Source organism: Marinicella gelatinilytica, assembly GCF_026410405.1.
Lineage (GTDB): Bacteria > Pseudomonadota > Gammaproteobacteria > Xanthomonadales > Marinicellaceae > Marinicella > Marinicella gelatinilytica.
This window is the reverse complement of the sequence record NZ_JAPMLN010000004.1, coordinates 162,297-176,923: the sequence shown is the minus strand read 5'-3', so window position 1 is coordinate 176,923 and position 14,627 is coordinate 162,297. Positions and strand designations below refer to the sequence as shown.

The window sequence follows — 14,627 nt, the reverse complement described above, 5'->3', positions numbered from 1 at the left end:
TCATTGATACCACGCTCCCAGGAGCTATAAGGATGGGCAAAATAAATGTCAGCCTTTAGTCCTTCTGCAATCAATTCATGCGCTGCAAACTCCAAACCATTATCCAATGTAATAGTCAGTATTTGGTCAACTAAATGTGCCATACCTTCAATGGCTGCCTCCGCCAACAGTGAAGCTTGTTTTCCGGTTAACCGGAAGATCATGGTGTACAAGGTCTTTCTTTCAACCAGGGTGAGCAAAGCGCTTTGACGACCTTTGCCAATGATTGTGTCACCTTCCCAGTCACCAATCCTTGTTTTCTTATCAACCACAGCCGGTCTGTCGTCAATACTGACCCTGTTTCTGATTTTACCCCGCTTATCATAAGAACCATAACGTTTGCGGTACTTCTTACAAGCAGTTCGCAATTGTTTGTAAAGTGTTCCGCCGGCATCTCTATCAGCATAAATAAGCTGGTAAATGGTTTCGTGATGCAATGAGATACCCTTATGCCTTTTGAGATAAATTGTAATCTGTTCCGGGCTCAGGTCATGATACAGGAGTGTGATGATCCAATGTTTAACTTGCTCAGTTAATTTAATGGCTTTGTGGGCGTTCTTACGACGACTTTCANCTATAATCTTTTGTGTGAAACCCATTTTCTTTAGCCTGTAAATCTGATATCGTTCTGTTTCGGTTAACTGTTTATAGCTCATATTGCATTTTCCTTTTGGTGAGAAAAATCAGTAACTATACCAGTTAACCGACCTCCTCAGGAAATTGCACTTATTATCCGAATTGAGGTTTAAAAAAACAATGAAAAGGACAAAAAAACAAGAAATAAATTTGTGTTTCATAATACAACCACTTTTTTTAAAAATTTAAAGAAGATACATTTTTTGTGGTGAGAAAAAACAGCTCAATTTATAATTGTTTCTTTAGCGGTTTTCTGACCCTGAAAAAATAATTCTGAGAACTCTATCACAAAATTCTGCTTAATTTGAGTGGATTGAGGCGTCTTTGTGGCTTATATGCGTTAATTTCTCTCATAAAATATCTTAATTCTAAATTTAAATTTGAAAAATTTTCTATGGTGACAATTATTGTTACTTTTTACATGTTTATGCGAACAAACCTGTTCTTGCAATCAAATCCCACCGCTGTCCTTAAACGACATGTAATGTCCAACAATTGTCCTGATAAGTAAGAAGTTAAATTTCATAATAAAACTCAGATTTAATTCAATTGAGGATATTTTTATGAAAGTTTTTTATTTAGTTGCTTTGGTTTTTTGTTTCACCACTTTATCGAGCCATGCCATTAGTGCAGAAGATTCAGTTCATTCTGCCGAGACAGTTTTACTGAATTCATTTGTGGCTAACAATGAGACGAAGTCGGATTATCCGGTAGAAAAGGGTATTGCAGGTGCGATGATGTATTTTTTTGAAGCAGGTGAAGGTTTTAGTCCGGGGTTTTTAGGCGGCCAGGCCGGTTGGTTAGTGCTTAGCGGCAGCACAGCGCAACCGATTATTGACAACAGTGATCCTGCAAACGGAACACAGCATATGCAGTTGGGTCAAGACAGTTCGCTACCCGCGGGAACTAATATAGGCGGTTTAAGTCCTGATTTAGGTCCGCAACCAGCGGGAAATGAAAGTCGTGTGTTCATCGATGTGAAAATAACGGCTATATCGGGTTCCAGTTATACCGTATTTGCACAAGCACCCTCGACCGCTCAAGGAACCTGGAATGTTAGTTTTGATTCAACGGGTAATATTTTAGTGGCGGATAATATCGGTGGTGGTTATGTTTATATCGACTCCGGCATGGACTGGCCGGTCAATACCTATTTCAGACTTGAAGTCATCACTAATCCGGGTGGATTACCGGGCATCGATTATTATCTCAATGGCAACCTTTTCTATTCCCAAGTCACCATGTTATTCAGCGATAAAGTTGAGCAAATTGCCATATACAGCGATAACAATAATTCAGGTGAAGTGGCTAATTTTGATAATTTAGTTATTGATAACAATTATGGTAGTGGCGGACCAACGGGTCCTGCGACACCGGTACCTAGTTTAAGTGTCTTCGGGTTAATTTTATTGTCTTTGGCTTTATTGTTGACTGTTCGGCGGAAGTTTGTTCATTAAATTGACATAAATCTCATTAAATTAAGGAAATGAATCCGCATGCGTTAATCAAATTTCAAGGAAGTTGTGGAGCGTTTTGTCAGGCTTAATGTACATCTATGTTAAGCGTGTGTAAGCCAAGGATATGACAAATTTAAAGCCCGGAGTGTACGCCGGGCTTTTTATTAATCTTCCCAGCCGAGACGTTTGGCTAATTTCTCGGCTTTTTTGTGGTATTTTTGTGCTTTTTTGGTATCACCGGTCTGTTCGTGTAATTGGGCTTTGGTTTGATACCATAGTACTGTTTCGGGCCGTTCATCGGCATAATCTTCCAACAGTTCCAAGCCTTGTCGGTATTGCTCCTGGCTTTGGGCATTGTCAGCCAGCCATTCAGCGTAATCTAATTTGGCGTCTAAATCTCCTTGATTTGCGGCTTGTGCCATCCAGTAATGTGGCGGGTGTTCTGTGGGGTTCATGTCCGGGTTGGACTCAAAAATAAGCGCTAACCGTCGAGCCGCTTGAGCCTGACCTTGTTCGGCTGCCATGATTAACCAACGAAGGCCTTTGCTGCGATTCTGGTAGCCGGATTTGCCGGTAAATAAGTTATTGCCTAAATGAAATTGGGCATTAATTTGACCACTCTGTGCTGCTTTAAAAAGATATTGATTAATGACTGTTTGATCGATGTCTTCATCAGATGCTTGTGGAATCGGACTTTTTTCGTCCAATGCCATGGCTAAATAATAATAGGCATCCGGGTGACCCTGATTTGCTAATGACCGGAGTTCATCTAAGCGTTGCTGATAGCTTTCTTGAAATTTCTCTGTGTTACGCATCTCATAGGTGATGCTTTGGGTGGCAGAGACCGGATAGGGGTCAACACCCGGTTTAAAATCAACATCAAAGCGAAAACCTCGAATGGCTTTCAAAGTGGCTTCTTCGAACACACCTTCTGGAAAACTGTCGGCAATCACCGGTTTCCGGGCTGTGCCATCGGGATGAACCTCAAAAGTAACTTTAACCCAACCTTGTATACCTTTACGCATTGCATTTTTTGGATATCTGGGAGCTTTTCTTTTCACCGGGGTTAAGGTGAAATCTAAGCTCTGACCGTCCTGATAAGCCTCTGATTCTTCGGATTTAACCATCACCGGCGCCCACAGTTGATTTATGGCATCAGTGCCGTACTGTTGTTGCAGGATTTGCGCTTGTTGCTGCGCTTCTGTCAATTGTTGGGTAGTCAGCTTGTCTTTTATTTTGCCTTCTAATGCGTGCAGTTTAGTGTCCTTACTGGCTAAGGCTAAGGTGGCCCAGGCATAGGCTTGTATCGGGTTTTTTTCTGTACCTTGACCTAAAAAATGCATGACTGCCAGATTATGTTGTGCTTCATGATGACCCAGTTGAGCCAGGGCTTGATATTCTTGTAAAGCTGTTGGGTAATCCTGTTGTTCATAGGCTTCTGCGGCATCTAAAAAGTCTGCGCAGGCAACCGATGTTAAAGCAAGCATAATAAAGACAGATAATTTTTTCATGGTGCTCCTTTCTTTGATGATTTCTTAAATTATAATTAAAAGTTTATATGGCCGTTTGATTCACTTCACAATTTTGAAGTTCTTTGAAATTAGTTTTCTGTGGCCATTTTTGGTCGCCTGGCTCTTGACTGGCGATGTCGCTCGCGGATCGAGCTTTTTTCTTCGGGATCTATGTGCTTATATTCAGAGTTAACAAGATATTCGGTCTTAGGTTTAGGCCGGTTTTTTGTGTCTGCAAAATAGACCACCCAATAATAATCATAGGAACTGTGTGATTGGTTAACATACGCCACACCAATTTCATTCTGTGGTTGGTAAAAAGGCGCTTCACCCAATAACAGTCGGCGATGGTTCTGGCTGTTTAATAGTTGTTGTAATGTTTCTTTGGCACTTTTTTCACCAGCCGCGATGGCTTCCACTTGATTGCCGAGAATGGGGTAGCCGCTACTTAATGCATAACCTTTTTTACGGAGTAATTGGTTGGGTGTTAAATAACCAATATGATGCATAATGACATCGTGTTCACTCAACAAACCCGCTTTGTGCTCAGCGATTTGGGTTAATTTAAAGTTGCAGCGAATATCGGTTCTTAACTGCTCAGGATGCTTGCGAATAAGTTCAGCCAATTGAACCGCCTCCGGGCTATTGCCACATACGGATTCGGCAAAAACAGTGGTGTTAAAGCTGATGAAAGTAAGAACCAGCAACCAACTGACGTATTGGATAACTTCAATTGGTTGCCGTTTCAAGTGTGACATGCTTATTTATTGAGCTTTTCCAAGATAGGCGCGATGATTTCCATAGGCATTGGAAAGACAATGGTAGAGTTTTTCTCACTGCCGATGTCACTGAGGGTTTGTAGGTAGCGCAATTGCATGGCACCGGCTGATTCGGTCATCTCTTTAGCGGCTTCCACCAATTTAGCAGCGGCTTGTTGCTCACCCTCGGCCAAAATTACTTTAGCCCGCCGTTCACGTTCGGCTTCGGCTTGACGGGCGATGGCGCGAATCATAGACTCATCGAGATCAACGTGTTTAATTTCGACATTGGCGACTTTAATGCCCCAGGCGTTGGTTTGCTTATCTAAGATTTCCTGGATATCGGCATTCAATGAATCACGTTCGGCCAGCATTTCATCCAGTTCATGTTTACCGAGCACCGAGCGCAGCGTGGTTTGCGCCAGTTGGCTGGTGGCGTCATGGACCTTTTCCACTGCTATAATGGCTTTTTCAGGGTCTAAAATACGGTAATAAATAACCGCATTAACTTTGACTGAAACGTTATCTAAGGAAATCACATCTTGTGTGGGCACGTCTAACACCACGGTTCTTAAATCAACCCGTACCAGTTGCTGGATAAAGGGAATGACCAGAATAAAACCGGGACCTTTGACTTTATCAAAACGACCCAGGGTAAAAACCACGGCGCGTTCATACTCGCGCATGATATTGATCATTGATGACAGTAAAAAGAAAATCACTGCCACAGGTACTAACCAAAAATATAAATCGTTCATGATGCATTCTCCAGATGTTTGACATAAAGGGTGAGGCCGTCAATACGCTCAATTAAAACCGTATCACCGACATCGTAATGGTGTTTAGTGGTGGCTTTGGCACGCCAGTTTTCACCGTCTAAGTGAACCCGTAAACCATGTTCATCATGATTGCTGACCACTTCTCCGGTTTGGCCCACCAGGCTTTCACTGCCTGAGACCACCGGTTTTTTAAAGGAACCGGCTAAATAATACATAATCACGGCAAACAGGATACCCGCCGTTAATGCAATACTAATAATTAAACTAATTGGGATACCAAATCCCGGTACGTCTGTGTCCATTAAAATCACCGAACCAAAAGATAAAGAAACAATACCGCCAATACCTAAAATACCAAAGGATGGCGCAAAAAATTCCACTGCAATCAGGGCAAATCCCAAGAAAATCAGGGCTAATCCGGCAAAATTAACCGGTAAAATTTGAAACGCGTATAATGCCACCAGTAAACTAATTCCGCCAATGACGCCGGGCACCAAAGCGCCGGGGTTATAACCTTCTAAAATTAAACCGTAAATACCAAGCAACAATAGCATATAGGCCAGGGTTGGGTTGGTGATGGTGGCCAAAATTTTATTCTTAAAACTCGGTTCTATGGTTTCTAATTGTGCTTGGTCTAAAGTCAATGTAACTTGAGAATGTGCCAGCTCAATGGTTTGACCATCAATTTGTTGTAATAAATCTTGTTCATCACCGGCTAAATAGTCAATCACGTTGTTTGTCAAAGCCTGATCTGCCGTTAAGGTGGCGGCATGGCGTACCGCTTGTTCAGCCCAGTCGGCGTTGCGGTTTTTTTGTTCGGCCAAAGCGCGGATATAAGCAACCGAATCTTCCAAGGCTTTATTGCCCGAAGCTTGATCTGTTGATGCCGGATTGTTTTCTTCTTCACTGTCTTCTGTGGCTTCTTTGAGTTCTTCATAGGCCTTGCCCGCCGGTGTCGGTGGTTTTTGCCCACCAACAGGAACCGGTGTGGCGGCACCTAAGTTGGTGGCCGGTGCCATGGCAGCGATGTGTGAAGCATATAAAAGATAAGTACCGGCACTGGCTGCCCGTGAACCTGAGGGTCCAACCCAAGTGGCAATGGGCACCTCAGCATTGAGGATTTTTTTAATCATATCCCGCATGGACGCTGATAAGCCGCCCGGGGTATCCATTTTAATTAATACCAGTGCAGCTTTTTGTTGTTCTGCCTGTTCGATGCCGTTTATAACATAATCGCGGGTGGCAGGACCAATGGCGCCTTCAATGGTGAGTACCACCACTGTCTGTTTTCCGATGGGGTCGGTCGAGCCATCTTGTGCTGTGCTCGGACCATTTATTAGCAGCAATACGATAACACCTGCCAATAATAAAATCGGTTTTATTCGCGAGATTGTAAAATGATATTTCATAATAATTAATATAGCACAATTGAGATTATTTGACAGTGAAAGAAGTCATGATGTGACACTGGAATTGTGTCTATTTACCCGGATTGTAGATGGTTAATGACTGGACACAACCATTGTCACTGATTACAATATTATTTTAATTAATATATTCAGCGACTTATATGAATACACCGGTGGTATTTACCCCTTTGCGGGTTATCTTAATGGCTATTATGATTTTGGCCAATCTGGCAACTTTGGCTGCTTTGGTGATGCCGGAGGCGTCTTGGGCTGATGCGGTCGGTTTATTTGGTATCGTTTTTGTGATGATGTTTGTGTTTGTGATTCTTTTAGAGTTAACTTGGTTACATCATCGCGGCAAAAATTACACTGCGCCACAGGTACAAAAAAAATATCGAATGGCTAAATGGATTTATCTGATTGTTTTAATCAGTGGTATCATTATGGGACTGATATATTTGCTGTAACCCATTTTCAGGAGTTCACTATGCGTCTATTAACAACATGTTTATTAATACTAATGCTATCGGCTTGCGCCACCAGCCCAACAGGTCGTAACCAACTGATTTTAGTGGGTGATGATCAAATGCAACAAATGGGCATTGATTCATTTCAGCAATTAAAAGCCAATAATAAAATTAGCAATGACAGAAATAAACAGCAATATGTACGCTGTGTCGCTAACCATATTATTGAAGCTTTACCCCAGGAATGGTCCGGTAGAGACTGGGAAGTGGTGGTGTTTGATGATGATTCAGCCAACGCCTTTGCCTTACCAGGCGGTAAAATCGGTGTCCATACCGGTCTTTTGACTGTGGCAGAAACGCCGTCTCAATTAGCCGCGGTGGTGGGTCATGAAATTGCCCACGTACTGGCACGTCACGGTGCTGAGCGGGTGTCGTTACAAGTGGCTTCACAGACCGGCATGCAGCTGGCAGACATCATGGCGCGTCAACATATGGAAGGTTCCACTGAACAACAAATTTTAATGGCCGGACTGGGTATCGGTACACAAGTGGGTGTTTTATTGCCCTTTAGTCGTGCCCATGAGTCTGAAGCGGATCAATACGGTTTAAATTTAATGGCGCGTGCCGGATTTAATCCTGAAGAAAGCATCCAGCTTTGGAAAAATATGGAGAAAGCTTCACAAGGACAACGGCCGCCGGAATTTTTATCCACCCATCCTGAGCCGTCAAATCGCATCGTGGCGTTGCAAAAGTACTTGCCTGAAGCGCAAAAGCTTCAGCAGCAAGCACTGAACAGTGGTCGTCGACCAAACTGTCGTTTATAAAAACACAACCAGTCGAGTGGGTGCCGGTTGTTGAAACCGGCACTTAATCATTATCAGTCGGTGCTGAATAGAGTCTGTCATTCTCTTTGACAGCGGCTTTTTGTGCAAAGCGTTTATAAAACTGCATTAATGTGGGTTGTAAGAAATCTTCCGTAAAGATACGTTGTTGATCAAACCACGCCGGTTTGTGTTGTTCCATCAAGGCATCTCCTTGCTCCATCATATCCAAAAGATTTAATTGCGCCTCAAAGGCCTGCCTGAAGAAATCAATATCAGGTAATGCTAAAGTTCCGGTGAGGCTGCTACGAATTGACATGTCTTTATGAAAGGTATTAGGAAACAGCGCCCTCACGGTGGCTGCTAAACGACGACGCTCAGTGAGGTATTCAAACACGGCATTGGATAAGGCTGAATCATTGATTCTGGCCGGGTTGCTGGTGGTTAGTTTTCGGTATATTTGTTGTTGTACCGTGTTGGTGTGTTGGATAAACGCCTCATTGACCATGGGTTTAATATTGTCCATGGCATTAACTAAATTAACTTTTGCGGGATCTAAATTATTCTGCCATTGCTGCCAGTGGTGTTTGATGATGTTGTTGACGTCCACTTTTTGTGCGGTTAAAAAAGTCAAACGATTCGGTAGCAAGCCAAAAGTGCCACGGTCTAAAGTGGTGGTTATTTGCTGACCGATAATGGACAAAGGACAAGCCATATCCAAAATTGACTGGTTGTTTTCAGCAAACAGATAAACATAGCGATCGGTGGTTTCCAAGCGTTGTTCAAAGACAATGTCCTGTTGAAACTTACCCACTAAGGTTAAACCCAATTGGCCTTCAAAATTGGCAATTTTTTTATTGTTAATTTGACCCGGTAGAGATTTTCTTTCCTGCCAGCCGACTTGATCATAACATATCGATAAATCACCCAGCTGGAACTGTTGGGCCACTTTCAGGTGATTAGGAAATAACTGTAAAACTTTGTTATCCGGCTTAAGCTGAACAAAAGCACCACAGGCCGTTTTCGTATCACAGGGAGAAATGGTGAGGTTGTCCGGTACCGCATCTGTCAGTTGATCTGTGTTCTGAAAAAAGTCGATGTCACTGCCTTTGGCCAAATGGGTATCGCGGTAGTCTTTGAGGTGTAAGCGAATCGCTTGTTTCACCGTTGACCATTTTTGTTCAAGACGTATAAATTCCTGAGATAAGACTGATTTCGATTCATAACAATCAGGATATCGGTAAGCATTTAAACCGCTGTTTAAGATATTCTGTACGGTTTGTTCCGGCAGTGGCTTTTCAGCAAAAATACCGGGCCAGCGGTCGTGAAGCCAGTTTAAGGATTCCACTGCCAATAACCATTCTACCGGATTGGGTTGAAGGGTCATTTGGTTAAGACATTCGGGGTTTTGAATGGTTTGTGCGGGTAAATAGTTGATGATTTGAGGTGGTGACATATCCAGTACCCGTGCTAAACTGACCGCGCTGTCAAGCACCGTAAACTGACCGGCTAAACCCGGTTCAAATGCAAATATTTGAGCCCAATCGGTAAAATCCTGTAAACAGCTATCGAATTGATTGTCCGCAATGGGTTGTTCAGGGTTGGGTGGCTGATGGGTGCTTAAATTAAGGCACACTTCCAGGTTTTCCTGAATTTGGTCTCTTAAAGGTTGTCTAAAGTAGTCAATGGGATCTTGAATGCCGGTGGCTAAGGTCAATATTCGACTGTTTATGGATTCATTGCTGTGATCCGGGTTTTTGAATTTTACCGGTAACTGCTCAAATATATCTCCAATAAGAACATAAAAAGACTTATCACGACCTTCAATTATTGCTTTTTGAGCTAGCCATTGGGTTTTGGAGTCAACGATGTGTTGTTGCAATAATTCTTGTTCTTGTGCGGTGAGTAAGTGTTGGCTTAACTCAATACGTTGATAAATTTCAATCCAGTCATAGGCCCATGCCATCCATTGGTTGCGATTATGGTGCCAAGATTGTCTTAATAGAATAGTCGGCAAGGGTTGCCAAGTGGACCATTGTTGACTGAATAGTCGCAATTTATTGCTGTACTGTTGTGACTGCTTATCGGTCTTGGGTGGATCTGGTAACTGGTTGACAAAAGCCAGGGTCCGACTTAATTGCAATTGCTGGGATAACGGCGGTTCCGGTTTATCCAATGTGGTAATACCTAACCAAGCACTACTGCCCTGACTTGACAGGCGCTGTAAAATATCTTGCCAATAATGCGTTAAATTGAGCCAGGCCGTAAACTGTTGGGTGGCGGACATATGTTCGCTAAGTTTAGGTAAAGGCTTTTGCGGGCTTAAATCAACCATTCGCCAGCGGTTTAAATCCATACCGTTTGAATAACGAATAAGTACCTGAGCCATGAGAGCGTGGGTATCTATCTGGCTGAGGTTGTGGGGTGCACTAACGTTCTCAAGCAACGCTTGTTGCCAATGACTGCTCATTTGTTGGTGTGACGCAAAAGACAATGACAACTGTTCGGCCACCCGTGTTAAATACACGGCTTTAGCCATGTCGTGGTTTGATTTAATTAAATCAGCCACCGCTTCACCGTCAGAACCATCGAGCGCACTAAGTGCCTGATCTTGATCTTGCGCTTGAGCAAAAGAGCAGAGGAGTAAACAAACAAGCACCCAAGGAGCCGGCAATTTTAAACAATTCAAAGCCATGCGGAGATTTGTGTCAGTAATAAGAAAATAGATTGTATCAAATGCCCGATGGTCGAGAAAGTGTATATTATGCTGTCGTCGGAATAAAGCCAATGTGAGCGGTAAATTGTATTGGAAGTTAAGGTGTGGCAAGCTAAAATGGCTCATTTAAAATTGATCAGTTAAACAGCATTGTGAAAAACCTGAAAATCATCACCACCGGCGGCACCATTGATAAGTTGTATTTTGATGATTTAAGTGATTATCAAATTGGTCAGCCAATTATTGGTGAGCTGTTACAAACGTATCATGTGGGCTTTGATTTTGAAGTGGTGCCCCTTATGAAAAAAGATTCGATTTATATCAATGATGAGGATCGAGCGCTTATCAGGCAAGTGATTGAGAAATCTGATGAATCGTATATATTAATTACCCACGGCACCGACACCATGATTGAAACGGCACAATTTTTAAGCGGCATCAAAGACAAAACAATTGTTTTAACGGGTGCGCTTACCCCGGCCAGATTTAATGCCACTGATGCCATCTTTAATATTGGCTGTGCAGTGGCAGCAGTTCAGTCGAAACCACGTGGCGTTTGGGTGGTTATGAATGGTCAAATCTGGGACCCACAACACGTGGTAAAAAACCGCCGCGCTAACCGATTCGAGGCAATTTAACATGGCTGACGTTTATAAAGTACATCCCGACAATCCACAACCCCGTTCCATAAGCATGGCCATTGATGTCTTAAAGCAAGGTGGGTTAATTGTCTATCCCACTGATTCGGGGTATGCCATGGGCTGGGCCTTGGATAACCATCAGGCGCCGCAGAAAGTGGCCATGATTAAAGCTGTAAAGCAGCATCAGCATTACACCATGATGTGTGACAATATTTCCCAAATGACGGATTATGTTTTGGTGGATAATGTTGCTTTTAGATTAATTAAACAGCATACGCCGGGCCCGTACACATTTATTCTTCCTGCCACCAGACGGGTGCCGAAAAAAATGCAACATCAAAAGCGTCGCACCATTGGAGTGCGATTATCGGCACACAATGTGGTGCAAGCGTTGTTAGCAGAATTGGGTGAGCCAATGATGACTTCATCACTTGAATTTCCTGATGTTGATATGTATGAATTGGACATCGATGATGTCGTTGATAAAATTGGTAATCAGGTGGATGTCATTATTGATGTCGGCTATTGTGCGCAAGAACCATCGACAGTGGTGGACCTCAGTGATGGGGATGTTAACATATTGAGAAAAGGTGCCGGGGAAATCGATTTTGTCTGATAACAATCAGCAACATGGGGCGACGCAATCAGAAATGCCGTTTGCTATGGTGGATGGTCAGCCGTTCACTGAAATGCCCACCGATTTATATATCCCGCCGGATGCGCTAGAAGTTATTTTAGAAGCTTTTGAGGGACCTTTAGATTTATTGCTATATTTGATTAAACGTCAAAATTTAGATATTTTAAATATTCCAATATTTTCCATCACCCGTCAATATGTTCATTACATCGAATTAATGCATAAGCTGAATTTTGAGTTAGCGGCAGAATATTTAGTGATGGCGGCGATGCTGGCAGAAATCAAATCTCGCATGCTGTTGCCAAGACCAACGGCTGAAGAAGAGGACGAAGATGATCCTCGTGCTGAGTTGATTCGTCGCTTACAAGAATATGAACGCTTTAAGAAAGCCGCTGATGACATCGATGAATTACCCCGACAAGAACGTGATTTTATACCGGTGGTGATTCACAGCGAATCGGGTGTTTTAGAACAACAGATTGAAACCGTGGATATTCGTGAGTTGGTGTTGGCATTTCAATCAGTGATGGCACGGGTGGAATTGAAAACCTCTCATGCAGTCAGTCGCGAAGTCCTTAGTGTAAAAGATCGTATGGCCAGTGTTATGCGGCAGTTAAGTTCCGGTAAAACCACACGATTTGATGAATTATTTACCCGGCAAGAGGGTAAACAAGGGGCTTTGGTGAGTTTTTTGGCGATATTGGAATTGTTAAAGGCTCATATGCTGGAACTGGTTCAGAATAAACCCTTTGGTCCCATTTATCTCAATTTGGCATCGGAGTAACCATGGATAACGCACAAATTAAAAATATTGTCGAAGCGGCATTGATGTCTTTTGATGAGCCATTAAGTGTCCATCACCTTAAACAGTTATTTGATGAAGAGGCTGTTAGTGGAGCCGATATTAATTTGGCTTTACAGAGTTTACATGAAGACTATGCCAATCGCGGTATCGAGTTGCAGCAATTAAGTAAGGGTTTTCGTTTACAAACGCGACCACAGATGCAAGTCTGGCTGGATAATCTACGGCAGAAAAAGCCACGTAAATTGTCTCGGGCACTCTTAGAAACTTTGGCATTGGTGGCTTATCGACAGCCGCTCACCCGCGGAGAAATTGAAGATGTTCGCGGCGTGGCAGTGTCCAGTAAGATTATTCATTACCTGATGGATAAAGAATGGATTGAAGAAGTGGGCTATCGTGACGCACCCGGAAAACCGGCGTTATTGGGAACCACCGACGCTTTTTTGAATTATTTTAATCTGAAGTCTTTACAGGATTTACCGGCCCTGGCCGATATTAAAGACTTTGAATCCTTTGAACAATCATTGGATTTTAACGAGCAATCAGCCACATGAAAGAAGACATTGAGAAGCAAGAACGTATCCAGAAAACCTTAGCCCGTAGCGGCTTGGGTTCACGGCGCCAAATTGAGCAGGCCATTAAATTAGGGCAAATCATGATTAATAACAGCCCTGTGGTTTTAGGACAAAAACTCACTGCTGGTGATCGCATTGTCTGGAAAAACCGAATTTGGTTGGTGGAAGAGTCACAAGTCAAACCACGGGTACTCATGTATCATAAACCCGAAGGTTTGGTGACCACACGTCAAGATGAATTAGGTCGCCCCACCGTGTTTGATAAATTACCGCGGATCAAGGGCCAAAAATGGCTTAATATCGGACGCTTGGACATTAATACCACCGGTTTGCTGTTGTTCACCACCGATGGTGATTTCGCCCATCACATGACCCATCCAAGTGCCGGCATTGATCGTGAGTATGCTTGTCGCATATTTGGTGAAGTTGATGATGCCATGATTGAGCGCTTATTGGCCGGTGTGGAGTTGGAAGATGGGCTTGCCAACTTTACGGATATTCAGCGGGCTGAAGAAGATCGAGAACGCAGTGCCAATCATTGGTTTTATGTGGTTGTCATGGAAGGTCGTAACCGCGAAGTCAGGCGTTTATGGGAATCCCAAGGGGTGCAAGTCAATCGCCTAAAAAGGGTGCGTTACGGGGGTGTGTTTTTACCTAAAAACCTGGCTCAGGGTAAGCACCGAGAACTCAATGATAAAGAGCTGTCTATTTTGTTTGAGGATAGCCGTTACCAACCGCCCACTTCGCAATTGACAGTGAAATCAGTGGCCAAAAAACGCGGACGCTAAAAGGTTGAAAGCAACATACAGGGGTTTTTCACCATTTAAACGGGGGTTTACCGCGCCAATATTGAATCAGTAAAAAGCCCGTTAAAGCGCCACCCAAATGAGCAATGTGGGCGATGCCGTCTTGGCTTGAAGTTAAACTACTGAATAAGGCGATACCGGCAAAGATTAACACGAAATACTTGGCTTTCATGGGAATCGGCGGAATCACCAGATAAATGGTGTGATTGGGCCACATCATACCGTAGGCCACCAGTAAACCATAAACCGCACCGGAAATGCCGATGGCCGGTGCATTAGAAAGTAATGCATTGGCCAGTGCTGCGCCGATGATACAGACAATCAGATAAATGGCGTATTTTTTCTCACCCCAATAATGCTCTATCTGTGAGCCAAACATCCAGATGGCAAAACCATTGAAAAACAGATGCATAAAATTACCGTGCAATAAACTGTAAGTCAGCAACTGCCAAGGATAGAAATAGTCCGAGTTTATCGGGTAAAGCGGAAAGTACCGATAAATAAAGTTACCACTTAAAAATTGTTGGAATACGTACATCACCAACATGGCGATTAAGACATTCCGAGTCACAG

General features: G+C 43.1%; 15 protein-coding genes. 8 read left to right on the top strand and 7 right to left on the bottom strand.

Translation table 11 applies throughout. The features are described from left to right. Window positions 1-695: IS30 family transposase (locus OS173_RS04215; protein ID WP_267183031.1), on the bottom strand; the 695-nt coding region annotated here is incomplete at its 3' end. A 543-nt stretch (window positions 696-1,238) separates the two neighbouring features. Between OS173_RS04215 and OS173_RS04210 the strand changes: the two genes are divergently transcribed. Then, a complete protein-coding gene (locus OS173_RS04210) occupies window positions 1,239-2,132 on the top strand; it encodes an LPXTG cell wall anchor domain-containing protein (protein ID WP_267183030.1) in 894 nt (297 codons plus the stop codon). 164 nt (window positions 2,133-2,296) lie between these two features. On the opposite strand, the gene OS173_RS04205 is transcribed toward OS173_RS04210, so the two are convergent. From OS173_RS04205 to OS173_RS04190, 4 genes are all read right to left on the bottom strand, one after another. Then, on the bottom strand, window positions 2,297-3,643 hold the full coding sequence (locus tag OS173_RS04205; protein WP_267183029.1) for a TonB family protein: 1,347 nt from the start codon (window positions 3,641-3,643) through the stop codon (window positions 2,297-2,299). 89 nt (window positions 3,644-3,732) lie between these two features. Further along, the gene (locus OS173_RS04200) at window positions 3,733-4,392 is read right to left on the bottom strand and encodes a CAP domain-containing protein (RefSeq protein ID WP_267183028.1); all 660 of its coding nucleotides are present in this window, start codon (window positions 4,390-4,392) and stop codon (window positions 3,733-3,735) included. 11 nt (window positions 4,393-4,403) lie between these two features. Beyond that, a complete protein-coding gene (locus tag OS173_RS04195) occupies window positions 4,404-5,159 on the bottom strand; it encodes a slipin family protein (protein WP_267183027.1) in 756 nt (251 codons plus the stop codon). Then, the gene (locus tag OS173_RS04190; RefSeq protein WP_267183026.1) at window positions 5,156-6,589 is read right to left on the bottom strand and encodes an NfeD family protein; all 1,434 of its coding nucleotides are present in this window, start codon (window positions 6,587-6,589) and stop codon (window positions 5,156-5,158) included. The genes OS173_RS04195 and OS173_RS04190 overlap by 4 nt, the downstream gene beginning before the upstream one ends. A 161-nt stretch (window positions 6,590-6,750) precedes the next feature. Between OS173_RS04190 and OS173_RS04185 the strand changes: the two genes are divergently transcribed. Next, window positions 6,751-7,056, top strand: coding sequence for a hypothetical protein (locus OS173_RS04185; RefSeq protein ID WP_267183025.1), 306 nt, complete (start codon window positions 6,751-6,753; stop codon window positions 7,054-7,056). A 20-nt stretch (window positions 7,057-7,076) separates the two neighbouring features. After that, on the top strand, window positions 7,077-7,880 hold the full coding sequence (locus tag OS173_RS04180) for a M48 family metallopeptidase (RefSeq protein ID WP_267183024.1): 804 nt from the start codon (window positions 7,077-7,079) through the stop codon (window positions 7,878-7,880). A gap of 43 nt (window positions 7,881-7,923) precedes the next feature. Here the strand turns inward: OS173_RS04180 and OS173_RS04175 are convergent, their stop codons facing one another. After that, entirely contained in the window at window positions 7,924-10,572 is a 2,649-nt protein-coding gene (locus OS173_RS04175; RefSeq protein ID WP_267183023.1) for a hypothetical protein, read from the bottom strand. A gap of 173 nt (window positions 10,573-10,745) precedes the next feature. On the opposite strand from OS173_RS04175, the gene OS173_RS04170 reads away from it, so the two are divergent. The 5 genes from OS173_RS04170 to OS173_RS04150 are packed head-to-tail and all read left to right on the top strand — an operon-like array spanning window position 10,746 to window position 14,036. Further along, entirely contained in the window at window positions 10,746-11,231 is a 486-nt protein-coding gene (locus OS173_RS04170) for an asparaginase domain-containing protein (protein ID WP_267183022.1), read from the top strand. A 1-nt stretch (window position 11,232) separates the two neighbouring features. Then, window positions 11,233-11,850, top strand: a complete 618-nt coding sequence (locus tag OS173_RS04165) for an L-threonylcarbamoyladenylate synthase (protein WP_267183021.1) — start codon at window positions 11,233-11,235, stop codon at window positions 11,848-11,850. Further along, a complete protein-coding gene (locus OS173_RS04160; RefSeq protein WP_267183020.1) occupies window positions 11,843-12,655 on the top strand; it encodes a segregation and condensation protein A in 813 nt (270 codons plus the stop codon). The genes OS173_RS04165 and OS173_RS04160 overlap by 8 nt, the downstream gene beginning before the upstream one ends. 2 nt (window positions 12,656-12,657) lie before the next feature. Next, complete coding sequence (gene scpB / locus OS173_RS04155; protein ID WP_267183019.1) at window positions 12,658-13,227, top strand: SMC-Scp complex subunit ScpB; 570 nt, start codon at window positions 12,658-12,660, stop codon at window positions 13,225-13,227. Continuing rightward, window positions 13,224-14,036: a pseudouridine synthase gene (locus tag OS173_RS04150; RefSeq protein ID WP_267183018.1), complete on the top strand. Its 813-nt coding sequence runs from the start codon at window positions 13,224-13,226 to the stop codon at window positions 14,034-14,036. The genes scpB and OS173_RS04150 overlap by 4 nt, the downstream gene beginning before the upstream one ends. Window positions 14,037-14,064: 28 nt before the next feature. Here the strand turns inward: OS173_RS04150 and OS173_RS04145 are convergent, their stop codons facing one another. Then, window positions 14,065-14,625 (bottom strand): rhomboid family intramembrane serine protease, encoded by a 561-nt coding sequence (locus OS173_RS04145; protein WP_267183017.1) that lies wholly within the window; start codon window positions 14,623-14,625, stop codon window positions 14,065-14,067. Window positions 14,626-14,627: the final 2 nt, after the last annotated feature.

Coding starts and splice junctions, on each gene's coding strand:
- OS173_RS04185 (WP_267183025.1), top strand. CDS start 6,751: ATGAATACACCGGTGGTATTTACCCCTTTGCGGGTTATCTTAATGGCT.
- OS173_RS04150 (WP_267183018.1), top strand. CDS start 13,224: ATGAAAGAAGACATTGAGAAGCAAGAACGTATCCAGAAAACCTTAGCC.
- scpB (WP_267183019.1), top strand. CDS start 12,658: ATGGATAACGCACAAATTAAAAATATTGTCGAAGCGGCATTGATGTCT.
- OS173_RS04175 (WP_267183023.1), bottom strand. CDS start 10,572: ATGGCTTTGAATTGTTTAAAATTGCCGGCTCCTTGGGTGCTTGTTTGT.
- OS173_RS04180 (WP_267183024.1), top strand. CDS start 7,077: ATGCGTCTATTAACAACATGTTTATTAATACTAATGCTATCGGCTTGC.
- OS173_RS04195 (WP_267183027.1), bottom strand. CDS start 5,159: ATGAACGATTTATATTTTTGGTTAGTACCTGTGGCAGTGATTTTCTTT.
- OS173_RS04165 (WP_267183021.1), top strand. CDS start 11,233: ATGGCTGACGTTTATAAAGTACATCCCGACAATCCACAACCCCGTTCC.
- OS173_RS04190 (WP_267183026.1), bottom strand. CDS start 6,589: ATGAAATATCATTTTACAATCTCGCGAATAAAACCGATTTTATTATTG.
- OS173_RS04205 (WP_267183029.1), bottom strand. CDS start 3,643: ATGAAAAAATTATCTGTCTTTATTATGCTTGCTTTAACATCGGTTGCC.
- OS173_RS04210 (WP_267183030.1), top strand. CDS start 1,239: ATGAAAGTTTTTTATTTAGTTGCTTTGGTTTTTTGTTTCACCACTTTA.